General features: G+C 52.1%; 13 protein-coding genes. 5 read left to right on the top strand and 8 right to left on the bottom strand.

Annotation, left to right across the window (positions count from 1 at the left end):
• Window positions 1-4: 4 nt before the first annotated feature.
• Together radA and FC49_RS01860 are read right to left on the bottom strand one after the other, a co-directional pair.
• Window positions 5-1,381, bottom strand: coding sequence for a DNA repair protein RadA (radA, locus tag FC49_RS01865; protein WP_003716164.1), 1,377 nt, complete (start codon window positions 1,379-1,381; stop codon window positions 5-7).
• 13 nt (window positions 1,382-1,394) lie between these two features.
• The gene (locus FC49_RS01860) at window positions 1,395-1,931 is read right to left on the bottom strand and encodes a dCTP deaminase/dUTPase family protein (protein ID WP_039930098.1); all 537 of its coding nucleotides are present in this window, start codon (window positions 1,929-1,931) and stop codon (window positions 1,395-1,397) included.
• A 128-nt stretch (window positions 1,932-2,059) separates the two neighbouring features.
• Here FC49_RS01860 and FC49_RS01855 point away from each other — a divergent pair, with 128 nt between their 5' ends.
• The 3 genes from FC49_RS01855 (at window position 2,060) to FC49_RS01845 (ending at window position 4,641) form a co-directional block, all read left to right on the top strand.
• Window positions 2,060-2,356: a GNAT family N-acetyltransferase gene (locus FC49_RS01855; RefSeq protein ID WP_004564559.1), complete on the top strand. Its 297-nt coding sequence runs from the start codon at window positions 2,060-2,062 to the stop codon at window positions 2,354-2,356.
• A gap of 10 nt (window positions 2,357-2,366) precedes the next feature.
• Window positions 2,367-3,050 carry a ribose-5-phosphate isomerase RpiA gene (gene rpiA / locus FC49_RS01850; RefSeq protein ID WP_003716016.1) on the top strand — a complete coding sequence of 228 codons (684 nt, stop codon included), beginning with the start codon at window positions 2,367-2,369 and terminating at the stop codon, window positions 3,048-3,050.
• Window positions 3,051-3,300: 250 nt separating this feature from the next.
• Window positions 3,301-4,641, top strand: a complete 1,341-nt coding sequence (locus FC49_RS01845; protein ID WP_056983940.1) for a C1 family peptidase — start codon at window positions 3,301-3,303, stop codon at window positions 4,639-4,641.
• A gap of 233 nt (window positions 4,642-4,874) precedes the next feature.
• On the opposite strand, the gene FC49_RS01840 is transcribed toward FC49_RS01845, so the two are convergent.
• From FC49_RS01840 to FC49_RS01830, 3 genes are all read right to left on the bottom strand, one after another.
• Window positions 4,875-5,741, bottom strand: coding sequence for an alpha/beta hydrolase (locus FC49_RS01840; RefSeq protein WP_056983937.1), 867 nt, complete (start codon window positions 5,739-5,741; stop codon window positions 4,875-4,877).
• 1 nt (window position 5,742) lies between these two features.
• Window positions 5,743-6,426, bottom strand: a complete 684-nt coding sequence (locus FC49_RS01835) for a 2,3-bisphosphoglycerate-dependent phosphoglycerate mutase (protein ID WP_191980124.1) — start codon at window positions 6,424-6,426, stop codon at window positions 5,743-5,745.
• A gap of 66 nt (window positions 6,427-6,492) precedes the next feature.
• On the bottom strand, window positions 6,493-7,443 hold the full coding sequence (locus FC49_RS01830) for an AEC family transporter (RefSeq protein WP_003711527.1): 951 nt from the start codon (window positions 7,441-7,443) through the stop codon (window positions 6,493-6,495).
• A gap of 178 nt (window positions 7,444-7,621) precedes the next feature.
• Between FC49_RS01830 and FC49_RS01825 the strand changes: the two genes are divergently transcribed.
• A complete protein-coding gene (locus tag FC49_RS01825) occupies window positions 7,622-9,382 on the top strand; it encodes a hypothetical protein (protein WP_003716057.1) in 1,761 nt (586 codons plus the stop codon).
• Between the two features lie 132 nt (window positions 9,383-9,514).
• Here FC49_RS01825 and FC49_RS01820 read toward each other — a convergent pair whose 3' ends face one another.
• The 3 genes from FC49_RS01820 to FC49_RS01810 form a co-directional block, all read right to left on the bottom strand.
• Complete coding sequence (locus FC49_RS01820; RefSeq protein ID WP_056983933.1) at window positions 9,515-11,962, bottom strand: MMPL family transporter; 2,448 nt, start codon at window positions 11,960-11,962, stop codon at window positions 9,515-9,517.
• A 149-nt stretch (window positions 11,963-12,111) separates the two neighbouring features.
• Window positions 12,112-12,738 carry a GyrI-like domain-containing protein gene (locus FC49_RS01815; RefSeq protein WP_056983930.1) on the bottom strand — a complete coding sequence of 209 codons (627 nt, stop codon included), beginning with the start codon at window positions 12,736-12,738 and terminating at the stop codon, window positions 12,112-12,114.
• A 15-nt stretch (window positions 12,739-12,753) separates the two neighbouring features.
• Window positions 12,754-13,233, bottom strand: a complete 480-nt coding sequence (locus tag FC49_RS01810) for a prolyl-tRNA synthetase associated domain-containing protein (RefSeq protein WP_056983928.1) — start codon at window positions 13,231-13,233, stop codon at window positions 12,754-12,756.
• A gap of 199 nt (window positions 13,234-13,432) precedes the next feature.
• On the opposite strand from FC49_RS01810, the gene FC49_RS01805 reads away from it, so the two are divergent.
• Entirely contained in the window at window positions 13,433-14,140 is a 708-nt protein-coding gene (locus FC49_RS01805) for a Bax inhibitor-1/YccA family protein (RefSeq protein ID WP_003715976.1), read from the top strand.
• The last annotated feature ends 122 nt before the right edge of the window (window positions 14,141-14,262 follow it).

Raw genomic sequence — 14,262 nt, 5'->3', positions numbered from 1 at the left:
TAACCTAGCCGAGGGCCAGCCGGAGTGCTTCACGCAAAGTCGTAACCCCGACGACCTCAATCCCGGTTGGTGGTGTCCACCCCTTTAAGTTGTTCTTGGGGATGAAGATTCGTTCAAAGCCGAGCTTCTGCGCCTCAGCGACCCGCTGTTCAATCCGGTTCACCCGGCGAATTTCACCGGTCAAACCGACTTCGCCAACGAAGGCGTCAGCGGGACGGGTCCCCTTGTCCCGGTAGCTGGAAGCAATGCTGACCGCGATTGCCAGGTCGATTGCCGGTTCATCCAGCTTGACACCGCCCGCTGCTTTGAGGTAGGCATCCTGATTTTGCAGCATCAGGTTGGCCCGCTTTTCCAAGACGGCCATTATCAATGATACTCTGTTTCGACTCAAACCGGTAGCAGTTCGCTGAGCATTCCCGTAGACCGTGGGAGTCACCAGGGCTTGAATTTCTACCAGAATGGGCCGCGTCCCCTCCAGGGAAACCACTACGGAAGAGCCGGTGGCGTCACGAAGTCGTTCCTCAAGGAAAATCTCTGAGGGGTTTTGGACCTCACTGAGGCCGTTGGTGTGCATTTCAAAAATCCCCAGTTCATTGGTCGAGCCAAAACGGTTTTTGACCGAGCGGAGGATCCGGTAAGTATGGTGGAGGTCCCCTTCAAAGTAGAGCACCGTGTCCACCATGTGCTCCAAAATCTTCGGCCCGGCTAAGGCACCGCCCTTAGTCACGTGGCCCACGACGAAAACCGTAATGTTATTGCTCTTGGCAATTTGCATCAACTGGGCAGTAACTTCCCGAATTTGAGAAACACTACCGATTGCTGAACTGACGTCCGTTGCCTGCATTGTTTGGACAGAGTCAATCACTACGTATTCGGGCTTGAGGTCACGGATCGTTTCCTTAATACTATCCATATTGGTTTCCGGGTAAACGTAAAATTCATCCCCGGACACGCCGAGGCGTTCTGCCCGCATCTTAATCTGGGTGCCGCTTTCCTCTCCTGAAACATACAGGACCCGGTGGTGTTCGTCACTGAGCTGGCCGGAAACCTGAAGAAGGAGGGTTGATTTCCCGATACCGGGATCCCCACCAATCAGGATTAGGGAGCCAGGAACGATCCCACCACCGAGAACCCGGTTCAGCTCATTGAGCTTGGTCTTAACCCGGGGCGTTTCCTTACTATTAATTTCACTAATTTTTTGCGGCTTAGCAACCAACCCGGTCAGGGTCGTCGTTGCCCGCGTCGGCGCGGCCTTGCTTTCTGATTGAACTTGTTCTTCTACCAACGAGTTCCATTCCCCGCAGTTGGGGCACCGACCAAGGTAACGGCGGGAGCTATAACCGCAATTTTGACACACGTACTGTGTCCGTACCTTTGCCATTCCTTATTTCTCCTTACTTTTTCGTTGAACCAAAGCCACCAGTTCGCTGGGCCTGGGGGGCTGTTTCTTCATCGGCAAGCAGGTAGGGCAGGAAAATTCCCTGGCCAATCCGTTCGCCCTTCTTGATGTGGTAATCTTTCAAGCCAAAGTTAATTAATTGGAAGAAAATTTCTCCCTCGTTGCTCTCGTTGTCATAGTAGTCGGCATCAACAATCCCAATCCCGTTAGGCAGGATTAGCCGCCGCTTGAGGGGACCACTCGACCGGTTGGCTAACAGGAGGAACTCGTCCTTGCCCATGTAGGCCTTGATGCCCGTTGGGACCAGGTATGGTTTCAGGCACTTATCCGCCGCCTGAAAATCAGCGTCGCCCAGCTGCTTTTGCTGGTGAAGGGTCCACAGTGCTTTGAGAAAATTCCCCTTCCAAATTGAGGGTAAGGTAAAATCTTCTGAGGCAGCAAAATCATACCCTGCGGCCTGAGCTGTCTGCCGCTGGGGGAGGGTTAGCCCCTGGTCCTTCTTGGCTGTGACAATTTTAAATCCACGTTTCACTTTCATTCACCTCGTTAACGTAATCAGTGCTTTTAATATTATAGGATAGATTAAAAGTGAATGGTATTGCTTAGCTTGACTTTTCAGCTGACTTTATTGAAAATTAAAGTTGATTGGATGTGATTAAGATGCAATTTCAAGTTGAAGATCACCGGATTGTTGCCAGTGACCCTGGTCAGCCGTTGATTGGCGAAATCAGTTTCCCCGCCGTCAGCGACGACCGGGTCGTGGTGGAACGGGTATTTGTCCACCCTGATTACCAGGGCCAGGGCATCGCTGCCCAGCTGGTTCAACACTTTGTGGACTACGCCAAGGAGCAGCACTGGACCGTCAAATTGATGTGTCCTTACGCTAAGGCCCAGTTTAAGCAGCATCCGGAATACCAAGAACTGCTATTGCCAAAAGATCGGATCAATCTCAACTAGGAGGATGAAAATGAATCAAGACGAATTAAAAGCACAAACGGGACGGGAATCCGTCAAGTACATTAAGTCCGGCATGATCGTCGGCCTGGGAACAGGCTCCACCGTTCGCTACATGGTCGATGAACTCGGCAAGCAGGTCCAGGAAGGCAAGCTCACCGACATCATCGGGGTTACGACTTCCACCCGGACAGCTAAGCAGGCCCGTGATCTGGGAATTACCATCAAGGATATTGACGACGTTGACCACATCGACCTATGCATCGACGGGGCCGACGAGGTCAGCGACGACTTCCAGGGAATCAAGGGTGGCGGTGGCGCCCTCCTCTGGGAAAAGATCGTTGCCAATGCCTCCAACAAGATCATTTGGATCGTTGACGAAAGCAAGCTGGTCCACAAGCTCGGCAAGTTCCCGTTGCCAGTCGAAGTCATCCCCTTTGGCGCCCAACTGGTCTTCAACCGGCTGGAAAAGAAGGGCTACAAGCCAAGCTGGCGGATGGACGGTGACCACAAGTTCCTGACCGACGAGAAGAATTACATCATCGACCTCCACCTGGAAGAAATTGACCACCCGGTAGAACTGGCCGACGAACTGATCCACATGGTCGGGCTCGTCGAAACCGGTCTCTTCCTCAACCGGGTCAACGACGTCATCGTCGGCACCCAGGATGGTCCGAAAGTTTTGCACGCCCGGTAACGGATATTTAGATAAGGTTGGGAATTAACCCAACCTTTTAATATTTTAAAGCTAGTAATGCCTCAACGCAGTAGCTGGCTGGTAGTTCAAACGCTGATAAATCAGCATTTGAGCTACCCCAAATAGGCTTGCTGCGCGGCGTATCCATCCTTGCGGGGGTGGGACTACGAACTAGACAAGCTAGTTCTGTCCCACTCCCTGTTCGTTTTGTTTTATAATAAAGTTTAAGTAATGCTAAGGAGGATTTTTAATGAGTTTTTCCATTTCTGACGAAGACATCGCTAATTTCCGGGCCGACTACAACAGCCGGCGGGACAGTCGCGTCTTAGAGCGCACCGTCACCAAAAACGGGGTCCGCAACGCCAGCTTTGATTGGCACTCCATTGCTGACGATACCCCGCACTTTTCGATTGACCTCAAGACGGGAGACGTGGCCGACCAAAAGCAATCCGGCCGCTGCTGGATGTTTGCCGCACTTAACACCATGCGCCACGAAATGCAGCAAAAGTTCAACCTGCCCGACAACTTTGAGCTTTCCCAGGCCTACCAATTCTTCTGGGACAAGTTTGAAAAGGCCAACTACTTCTACGAAAACGTTATTCGGACGGCCAACAAGCCCACTGATAGCCGGAAGGTATCCTGGCTGATGGCTGCACCGCAAAGCGACGGTGGACAATGGGATATGCTCTGTGCCCTGATCAGCAAGTACGGGGTGATGCCAAAGGCCGCCATGCCAGAATCATTCAACTCCAGCAACTCCCGGGGAATCAACGACGTCTTAAACAACAAACTCCGCCACGACGCCGTCATCTTGCGGGGGATGATCAACAACGACCACGCCAGCGAAGACGAATTAAACGCCACCCGGCAGAAGATGCTCAACGAGGTCTACCGGATGTTGGCCTACACCTTTGGCGAACCAGTCCAACACTTTGACTTCGAATACCGGACCAAGAAGGATAACGAATACCACCGCGACGCCAACATCACGCCGCAGGAATTCTTTAAGAAGTACGTCGGCTGGAACTTGGACGACTACGTATCAATCATCCAGGCCCCGACCGCGGACAAGAAGTACCACCAGACCTACACCATTGATATGCTAGGGAACGTGGTCGGTGGTCGCCAGATCAAGCACCTCAACCTGCCAATGGACGAATTCAAGCAACTGGCAATTGATCAGTTAAAGGCCGGCGAAAGCGTTTGGTTCGGTTCCGATGTCGTTAAGTACTCCGAAACCAAGCTCGGGATTATGGCCCTCAACACCTACAAGTACGACGAACTCTTCGACGTGGACCTCGACATGACCAAGGCAGAAATGCTTGATTACGGTCAGAGCATGATGGACCACGCAATGGTCTTGACCGGGGTTGACATTGTGGACGGCAAGCCAACCAAGTGGAAGGTCGAAAACTCCTGGGGCAACAAGGTCGGTCACAAGGGCTACTTCGTCATGAGCGACGAGTGGATGGACCAGTACTGCTTCCAGGTTGTCATCAACAAGAAGTACCTGTCTGACAAGCTGCTGAAGGAACAGGCTCAAGAGCCAATCGTCCTCAAGCCATGGGACCCAATGGGAACGCTGGCCTAAAAGAATAAATTTAATAGATAGCAAAAGAGGCTGGGAGAAAACTTCATTTTCTCACCAGTCTCTTGCTAGTTCTTAACTATTATAAAGATAACGTGGAAAACCAATAGGCTAACTGCGTGTCGTAACCACAAGGCTATTTGCCTACGAACGATAGCCGACCCGTGCCGTGTCAACTATCGTCCTAGGCTAGTCATACGCCTTGTCAAGGAGGTTATTTTCCACTCCTTTTTTACTTACTTCACTTTTTTATCCAAGAATTCCAAGACGGTCTGGTAGACTCGCTCGCTCCAGAAGTCCTTTTCGTGGTTGGCACCCTTTACCCGGTAAGCAGCGACATCATAGCCGTCCGCTGACAGCTTATCGTACATCTTGACCATCTGCTGGTAAGGGACGACCTTATCAGCATCACCGTGAAAGAGAAGGAATGGTGGGTAGTCCTGTCCCGGTTTGACTTGGTCGAGCGGGCTCATCTCCTTAGCAATTTCCGGCCACTTCTTGCGGTCCATCCCCAGCAAGCAGAACTTGAGCAGTTCGCTACCCGGAACCGCCGCCGTGTAGTCGAAGGTGTCGAGCACATCCATCGGGGCAAAACAGCTGACGACCGCGTTGACCCGGTCGGACTCAGTTCGATAGAGGTGACCAGCATAACGGGGATCATCACCGGTCAGGCCGACCAGCATTGCCGCGTTGGCACCGGAGGACGTCCCCCAAATCGCTACCCGGTCGGGGTCGATTGCAAACTTAACTGCTCGCCGCCGCAGGTAGCGGATGGCCGTCTTAACGTCCTCCAGGAAGGCTGGGAACGGGTAGCCATCGAGGGTATTCCGGTGTTGAACCGTCGCCACAACATAGCCCGCCTTAACAAACTGAACCAACTGAGGAATCTGTTCCCCCATCTTGCCAACCCGCCAGGAGCTCCCCTGGACAAAGACGATCAGCGGCCGGGGTGCAGGATGGTATTTGAGGGGGAAGCGCTGGGTCCAGGGCTCCAGAATCGCCATTTTAAGCGGCCGCCCATCCACTGCCGCGTAAGTAACGTTGTCAATCAGGCGTACTTGTCCCGTCAGCCCTGGATTGTTTTCAATCTCATGAATTGCCATCTTATTCATCCTCCGTCGTGATAAAGGTCTTCTTAACTACGTGCAGGTGCTCATCGAACCGATACCAGATTGGCTTCCCATTTGGTACTTCAACCTGGTCAATCTCATCGTCTGGAATTTTATCCAGGTATTTAATCAGGGCCCGCAACGAACTCCCATGGGCTACGATCAGTTGGTTTTTGCCGTCCAGGAGCCGGGGAGCCACCTGGTCTTGCCAAAACGGCAGCAAGCGCCGCTGGGTCATCGCCAGGCTTTCGCTCAACGGCATTTGTACCCCAAGCCGGTCGTAACGGCGGTCGTGCTGGTGGTGCGTAAGTTTCGGTGGCACTTCTGTATAACCTCGCCGCCAGCGGTGCAGCTGGTCAGCACCGACTTCCGCCTTCACAACAGCTTTATTACTCCCGGACAAGGCGCCATAGTGGCGTTCGTTCAAGCGCCAGGTCTTGTGGACCGGAATATATAACTGGTCAATTTCACCCAAAATAATATTAGTCGTGACAATCGCCCGGGCCATGTAGGACGTGTTGGCATCGGCGAATTGAATGCCGGTCCGCTTGAGTGCCTTGCCGACCGCGACGCCCTGCTCAATTCCCTTCGGTGTCAGCGGGACATCCGTCCAACCGGTGAAAATGTTATCCCGGTTGGCCTGGCTCTGACCATGACGAACGATTACTAAGTCTACCATCTTCATTCTCGCACTCCCTTTACCCTTTCAATAATAGCGTACTTTCGTTGCCTTTACCAAGAAATCCTACAGGAAGGTCTTGATGATTACCATTAGGATTGGAATCACAATCACGCTCAGAACCGTCGTTTCCGTCACCATGATGGCGGCGTAGCTATCGTCAGCGTGGTAGAGTTTCGAAACAACCGGGGCGTTAGTCATTACTGGCATCGCAGCCTGGAGAATAAAGACCTGCTTCATCAGCGGCGACATTGAACTCGGCAATACCAACAGGGCCATCAGCGCGGGTGCAAAGAGGAAACGGCCCAATAAAATTCCCCAGGCGTCCCGGGAAAGCCGCATCCGGCTGAGGCCAGCGTTGGAAATCGCAATCCCGATAAAGATCATCGACATCGGAATCGTCAGGGCGCCGATGTAGGAGAGGTCACTCATGATAAACTTCGGCAGGCTGACGTGGAGCATTACTAAAATGACCCCCAGAATAAAGCCCAGCAGTGGCGGCGAAAAAATCTTCTTGAGGGCCGTGAGTGGGTCGATCTTGGCCTCGTGCAAACCGTCTCTTTGAATCAGCCAGACACCCAGTGTCCAGAAAAAGGTCGTGTTCGCCATGTAGTAAACGAGAACGTACGGGATCGATGAGTTGCCGAATAGGGCAAGGTTGATGGGCAGGCCGATAAAGACGGTATTGGAATTAAAAAACATCGACGAAAAGAGACCAATGTGGGCGCGCTTGATGCCAATTGCTCGTGCCACCGCAAAGGAAAGGGCAAAGAGAATCAGCATGGAAATCACCGGATAGCGAAGGTCCGGTAGCAGGGTCTTCAACTGCCCCGCCGAAAAGTCGTGCATGATCGTGGTCACCATGTAGCACGGAAGCGAGATTTGGGTGACGAGCCGGGAAATAATTCTGGGCGATTGTTCGTTAAACCAGCCGCGCTCGTTCAGCACGAAGCCGACGACGACCATTATTAGGATAATCAGGACACCGGAGACGGCGGACAGGAAGATGGAGATCATTTTTTCATCTGCTTTCACTCATAAGATACCGTTATTGTACACCCCGAAAGCGATTCCACGTTGGCGGATTTTGCGACAATTTGGGTAAAACGGTTCAAATTCATTCAGCAGCCTAATACTAATTAGCTTATAATAGTAATAATTGTGTTAACTACTAAAGTAAAATGTGAGATGGATAATGAAAGTAAAATGCAAAAAGGTGCTTAATTGGGCCCTGCCTTACCTGGCAATTGCCACGATGATCTACATCATTATGTACCCCCAGCTGATTTCTCACGGGGTTATTCTCGGTACTGACTCAATTTTCCACTTCAACCGTTTCTACGATACTGCCAAGCAAATTCAGCAGGGCAGCTGGAGTTATTTTCAAAGTAATTTTTCCTTCCAGCAAAGTGGCCGGGTAATCAATGCCGTCTATGGTCCCCTCTTTGCCTACCTTAACGGGATCCTCCTCGGCCTGCTGGGCACCTGGTTCCGCTACCAGGTCATCTCTAGCTTCCTCGTCTATTTCATCGGTGGCGTGGGCATGTACCAGCTGGCAATCAAGGTCAAGGCCAGTCGGCGGATTGCCCTCCTTGTCAGCATGATTTTTCTCTGCCTCGGTTGGCTACCCCGCTGGGAACTAGCGCAGAACATGAATGCCTGGGGGGCGGCGCTTGCACCATACATGATAATGCTGGGCATCACCATGCTCCAGGATCAAGCACGCCCTGTCCACTGGCTGCCACTAATGAGCCTGATGACCATTATTGTTCAGATTCACCTCCTCAGTTCGCTTTTCTTCACGCTCACCCTCGTCCCCTTCTTCGTGATTGGACTAATCCGAACGAACCACCGGGGACAGATGCTGGTGGCGACCCTCAAGGCAATCGCGGGAACGATTGTCCTGACCGCCAACGTCTGGGGCGCCCTGCTGATGCTCAACCTCCACAACCACATTGCCAAGCCAGCGCCGTTTGACATGGTCGATAACGCCCTGAAGGCCTCCCGCTTTTCAAGCACCCGGGACTACCTGATCTATTTTTGCTGGCTCCTCTTCCTGCTCCAGCTACTGTACGTCCTCGTGACTTTCCGCAAGTCACTCGTCAACACCACGGTTACTATCATGGGGGCCGTAATCCTCTTCATCAGCTCGGTCTGGTTCCCCTGGTCAATGGTCCAGCACGCGCTGCCAGGCTTACAGACTACCCTGCAGTTTCCCAACCGCCTGACGGTAATCGCCTATCCCCTGCTGCTGACGGGAGTCGCCTGCAGCTGCCAGCAGCTCGTGATGGCGCCTAAAGCTGATAAACTCCGGCTCCGAGTCATCACAGGGCTGCTCCTCTTCGCCCTCTTCCAAGTGGCGATTCCCACCACCACCAGCGTGTTCCAACGCACCGCCATTTATGAGTCGGACGAAGTCTTGAATACTTCATCCGCCCTTGCCTGGGTAACGCCAAACACAAAGAGCATTCGGCGTGCGGTTCATAATGACTACCCCGGGCAGCTCCTCCTCCGGGTGGAAAAGCGGGCCCCAGACTACCTGCCAATTCCAGAAAAATACCTGCATAAAAAATACGTGCGGTCTTACGCCTACCAGGACCAGATTATCGGCCATTCGAAGGAGTTCAAGCACACGGTCCTGCCGGGCGGCCGGCTCCAACTGACTTGGCGGGCCACCCATGCTGGAACCGTACGCTTGCCAATCGTGACCTACCAGGAATCCCGTTTAGTGGTCAACGGACACCAGTTGCGCCACTACTCGCGCTCTTGTGTCGGGGCGCCGACCGTTGACCAGCGAAAAGGACGCAACACGGCAGTGCTCAGTTTCCACCAGGCGGGATGGTTTACCGTTCTCCTGGTCGTTTCCCTGACCGGCTTAACCGCCCTGAGTTTCTACGGCTTGTACAAACTGATTCGCTGGGTGCCGCAAAAGTACCAGGAAATTATTAACCAGTAGCTAAACAGCAAACCCGGTGTGAAGCACTCGAAAGGCTCACACCGGGTTTTTGAGACTATTACGAAGTGAGCCCCAGAGCTCGGCAAAGCCGATCCCTGGGGCTCATTTATTCTTTGGGCGGGTTAACGAGAACTAATTCTGTTCCGCTCCCTTTCGTTTAGCCTGATTATCACGCATTGCTGACCGCATTGGGTAGGTCAGGTGGATCGTGCTTGGAACGACCAGTGGAATGATAATTACCAGGATAATCAGCCCGATAATTACCGCCATCGCCACCTCAATTAGGGTTGGAATCCCCGATGGAATCAATGAAGCAAAGGTCCCACTCAGGATAACCGCGGCCGAAATGACCACCGTTCCGATTGCCGACGCGGCCATTACGATCCGCTCCGTCGGCAGGTGGTGCTGGTTGTCAGTATTCCGGTAACGCATGATGAGGAAGATGCTGTAATCGACACCGAGGGCGATCAGCATGATAAAGCTGAAGAACGGCGTGTTCCAAGTCAGCATCGGCCGTCCGAGAATCAACCGGGTCAGTAAGTGGGTAATCGATAGCGAAGCCATGTAGGCCGTCACCAGGGTCCCCAGCACGTAAACCGGTTGGAGGAGTGACCTGGTAACGTAAACCAATGCTAAGCCAATCCCCACAATCATAATAATGGCGGTCCGCATAAAGTCGCCACCGGCAACCGTCTTGGTATCGTTGATCTTGGAACTCTGACCACCAACGACCACCGTCGCGTGCCCCAGGGCAGTCCCCTTTAGCGAGTACTTGCTAATCTTGGTCAGACCGTTGACTGCGGTAGTTGCCCGACTAGCACTCGGGTTTGAGTTCAGGATTACCATCAGCTTAGCGGTTTTCTTGTCAGCGGACAGGTAATTATTAACTGACTGCTGGAATTCCGCGTTTTTAAGCTGGTTATTCGGAATGTAAAAGCTATCCGCCGCGGCCGACTTTTGCAGGCCGCTGAGGTAGTCACCGCCAGCTTGCAGGCCCGACGACATCTGACCCATTCCGGCCATCATCGCCTGTTCTGACGCGGCTCCACTAGCGCTGCCGGTCGCCGCAGCCTGCATTGCCGCTTGACCAGTCAAACCCGCGGACAACTGGGACAGACTGCTCTGGGCTGCACCAAGCTGGCCGGTCAGCTGCTGGAGCTGGTTGTTGACATACAGCTGACGAACCTTCGAGCCTGCTGGCTGGGTCACGGACGTTACCGTCTTCACGTCAGCACTATCCTTGAGCTGGTTCGTCAGGCGATCAATTAGCAGCAGGTTCTTTTCGTTATCAAGCCGGTGGTTAGACTTGATATAAACCGTCACCGGTTCGGCAGTCCCCTTAGAAAAGTGGTCTTCCACCACGTTAAAGCCCTTTTTAGACGGAGTAGAATTGCTGATTTCATCAGCGTCGTTGTAGTTCAGCTGGTTACGATTGACCAAGCCAATGGGAAGGAGGATAGCGAACACCAGAATCAACGTGATTACTGGGTGGTGAACGGAATTATTGGCCATTCGCTGCCAAATCTTACTGCTCGATTCACCGGTAAACCGCTTATCCGGCCAGAACATCTTCTTGCCGAGCACCGCCATAAAGAACGGGTTCAGCGTGAGAAGGACAATCAAGAGGACCGCGACCCCAATCGCGACCCCAACGGCCGACTGGTACACCGAAAACCGGGCCAGGCCCAGCGAGGTAAACCCAATCAGGAGGGACGAACCGGAGTATAAGATCGTCCGGCCAGCCTTTTCCTGGGCATCCTTCGTCGCGGCCCACTTCTCCATCCCCTTACCAAGGTTTTCCTTAAACTGGTTGTAAAGGAGGATGTCGTAGTCGGTCCCAATCCCAAACAAGACAATGATCATAAAGACCTGTGTAAAGTTGGAAAAGGGGAAGTTAAACTTATCAACCAGGTTAGTAACGATACTAAACGAGGTCATGAAGGAAACCCCGACCATCAGCAGCGAAATCAGCGGGGTAATTGGGGAGCGGAAGACGATCAGGAGCACAATAAAGATAAAGATTACTGAGATTACTTCCGTCTTCTTGATCCCCTGCTGCACGGCACCGGAGAAGTCATCGTTTAAGATGTCGGCACCGGTAATGTACGTCTTTAAGCCAGTGGTCTTCACCGCCGTGGACAGCTGCCGGTTAATTTTTTGCAGGGTCCCGTGCTTTTTACTGATGTTTAACTGAACCAGTTGGGTTGTCTGGTCTTTAGAGATTAATTGTTTCCGGGTGGCAGCATTATCGTTGGGGCCCATCACGGCCTTAATTCCGTATTCGTCCTGGTGCTTTTGCAAACGGTCGACCGTTTTCTGGACATTTTGCCGGTCAGCGGCCGACATCTTTTGGTTACCGTTGCTAAAGACCGCCACGACCTGGTAGGTGTTATTAACGTGGTGTCCCCAGTGCTGTTGTTCAATTGTCTGTGCAATTTGACTCTGGGTGCTGTTAGGCAGTGTGATCTGTGAGTGTTCCCGCGTTAGCTGGTTGACGTTTGGCAGCGCCACCAGGGAGATCACTAGGATGACTACCCAGGCAAGCAGGGCAAAAAAGTGATTATGGATTAATTTTTTCAAACCTCTTGCGACTTCCTTTCTCTTTTATGCCAATATTGTCGATTATAGTTCGCCAAAAGGTGTAGCTTCAAGCAACTATTTAACGGAAGTGTCCACCGCTGCTACGGTAAGCGCTTTGTTATCCAAAGAATCTGCTGACCCCACGGCTGTTAGCTGACCGGGAGGCGAATCACCGTTTTAAGATTTTCCACCTTTGTGCGCCGCGGGTCGGAGAGGTAGATTTCATGGTGGTGCCGCTGGTCAGAGTAGTCCAGCTGCAGGTTATTTTGCTCGATAAACTGCTGGAGCTTGCTGACCGTCGCGGGCTCATCATCAAACGGCCCTCGGTGCAGCACCTGGACGCACTTTCCCTCCGTAAGGACTTGCAGGTTGACCCGGGAAAAGTCAAGTCCCTTCTTGGCCGTGGCTTCCTTGACTGCCCAGTCAAAGACTGCCGGGGTCACGTAGTCAGGAACCCGGAGGCAGGAAATGAACGCCAGCTTTTCCTTCTGCTCGTAGTCCATCCCGTTGATCCCTTCTTGCCACCAAAAGCCCTCCAGCGGCGGGACGACAAAATCAAAGTACCCCGCCGGTTGAACGGGTCCCTTCTTGCTCATCTTAATAGTATACGCAAGCCCATACAGGAGCTGAATCGACTGCTGGTATTCGCTTCCCGGCTGGTTAGGGTCCCCATGCCCCCAAACAGTCAAAAAAGTCATTGCCGGGACGTCCACCACGAGCGGCTGCTCACCAGGGCGGTATAAGGTTCGTTGTTCCTTCTTAAAATCATAAGCCATTGAAAAAGCCTCTTTCTATAAGTCCAAAATAGTGACCTCATTCCCCCAGCGTTTCAGCAACGCCAGAAGAGCGGGAAGTGCTAGGATAACTGTCTGCCGGTTGGTATTGGGGTGGCAGCCGATGAGTCGTTCCTGTTCAACAATCGTCCGGTCCATCACCACCCGTACATCATGGCCTGAGTTATTGATAAGGTTTAGCGGTGAGACCGCCCCGGGGGTAATTCCTAACCGTTCCCGGAGCTGTTCTGCCGTCGCAAACTGCAACCGTGTACTGTGAAGCTGCTTTCGAAGTGCCCGTAGGTCTAAGCGCTTCTTTTCGTCCACGATTACCAGGTAAAATTCCTGCCTGGCCCGCAAGAAGAGATTTTTCGTGCGGGCAAACTGGTGACCCTGTACGTACCGGTCCGCTTCCTGAGCAGTATACACTGGGGGATGGTTGAGCAGCTGATACTGAACCCCTGCCCGCCGCAATTCTTCGATTACTGGGTTAGTCATTTATAAATCTCCTCCTGGGATTAGCACATTTATTGCGTTATTCTACCGTTGACTAACGATATTATAAATAATTATTACGTAATAAGCCAGCAGCTCATCTCTCTCCCTTCCCCATCACTGCTAATTAATTGCAATTCAATTACTTTCTTTATATCATATAAATAAATAGTGAGTTAACTTTGTGAAAGGAGTGTCAGTTATGGATAGATTTCCCTCAGACCGGCGGCCGGTCGCCGATATTAGTGGGTTGAATAGATTCTTAACAAAGATGTATGGCTTAATGACGTTTGCGGTATTAATTTCTGCTCTGACTGCCTGGCTGGTTGCTAACGTATTTGCTAACCAGTTCACTGCTTTCTTGACCAATAACCGGTGGGGAATTTGGCTAATCATCCTCCTCCCCATCTTCCTCACCTTTGGAATCAGCTTTAACGCTACCCGGAGCCCCGGTGTGAGCTTCGTCCTGCTAATCATTACCGCGGTTATTTACGGGATCACTTTTGCCTTTATTGCTGGCTCATATACTGGTGCCGATATTGCGACCGCCTTCGTTTCCTCCGCGGGAATTTTTCTCACGATGGCCCTGATTGGTACTTTTTCTCACCGTGATTTTTCACGGTTAGGTTCATACGCGACGGCCGCTCTGGTTGGACTGATTATTGCCATGCTAGTGAACCTCTTTCTCCATAGCCCCGCGGTCAACTACGTCCTTTCCGTTATTGCTGTCATTATCTTCACCATTCTAACCGCCTGGGATGCCCAACGAATGAAAAGCATTTATACCGGCTACGGGGATGAACTCTCCGTCAATGGACTGGCAGTCCTGGGGGCCTTACAGTTATACCTTGACTTTATCAACCTCTTCGTCAGCCTGCTTGACATTTTTGGTTCGGGTGACGAACGCTAAACAGTATTTAGTAGATTAAGTAATATCAAGGGACCAGTCAGATTGACACTGCATTCAATCTGATTGGCCCCTTAAATGTTATATGGATTAACCAGCAGTGACTAAGCAGGCTCCTGGCGGAG

Source organism: Limosilactobacillus oris DSM 4864, from assembly GCF_001434465.1.
GTDB lineage: Bacteria > Bacillota > Bacilli > Lactobacillales > Lactobacillaceae > Limosilactobacillus > Limosilactobacillus oris.
This window is presented reverse-complemented; position numbering and strand designations above follow the sequence as displayed.

Bases quoted from the DNA above. Each gene is read 5' to 3' on its own strand.
- radA (WP_003716164.1), bottom strand. From the start codon at position 1,381: ATGGCAAAGGTACGGACACAGTACGTGTGTCAAAATTGCGGTTATAGC.
- FC49_RS01855 (WP_004564559.1), top strand. From the start codon at position 2,060: ATGCAATTTCAAGTTGAAGATCACCGGATTGTTGCCAGTGACCCTGGT.
- rpiA (WP_003716016.1), top strand. From the start codon at position 2,367: ATGAATCAAGACGAATTAAAAGCACAAACGGGACGGGAATCCGTCAAG.
- FC49_RS01845 (WP_056983940.1), top strand. From the start codon at position 3,301: ATGAGTTTTTCCATTTCTGACGAAGACATCGCTAATTTCCGGGCCGAC.
- FC49_RS01840 (WP_056983937.1), bottom strand. From the start codon at position 5,741: ATGGCAATTCATGAGATTGAAAACAATCCAGGGCTGACGGGACAAGTA.
- FC49_RS01835 (WP_191980124.1), bottom strand. From the start codon at position 6,426: ATGGTAGACTTAGTAATCGTTCGTCATGGTCAGAGCCAGGCCAACCGG.
- FC49_RS01830 (WP_003711527.1), bottom strand. From the start codon at position 7,443: ATGATCTCCATCTTCCTGTCCGCCGTCTCCGGTGTCCTGATTATCCTA.
- FC49_RS01825 (WP_003716057.1), top strand. From the start codon at position 7,622: ATGAAAGTAAAATGCAAAAAGGTGCTTAATTGGGCCCTGCCTTACCTG.
- FC49_RS01815 (WP_056983930.1), bottom strand. From the start codon at position 12,738: ATGGCTTATGATTTTAAGAAGGAACAACGAACCTTATACCGCCCTGGT.
- FC49_RS01810 (WP_056983928.1), bottom strand. From the start codon at position 13,233: ATGACTAACCCAGTAATCGAAGAATTGCGGCGGGCAGGGGTTCAGTAT.
- FC49_RS01805 (WP_003715976.1), top strand. From the start codon at position 13,433: ATGGATAGATTTCCCTCAGACCGGCGGCCGGTCGCCGATATTAGTGGG.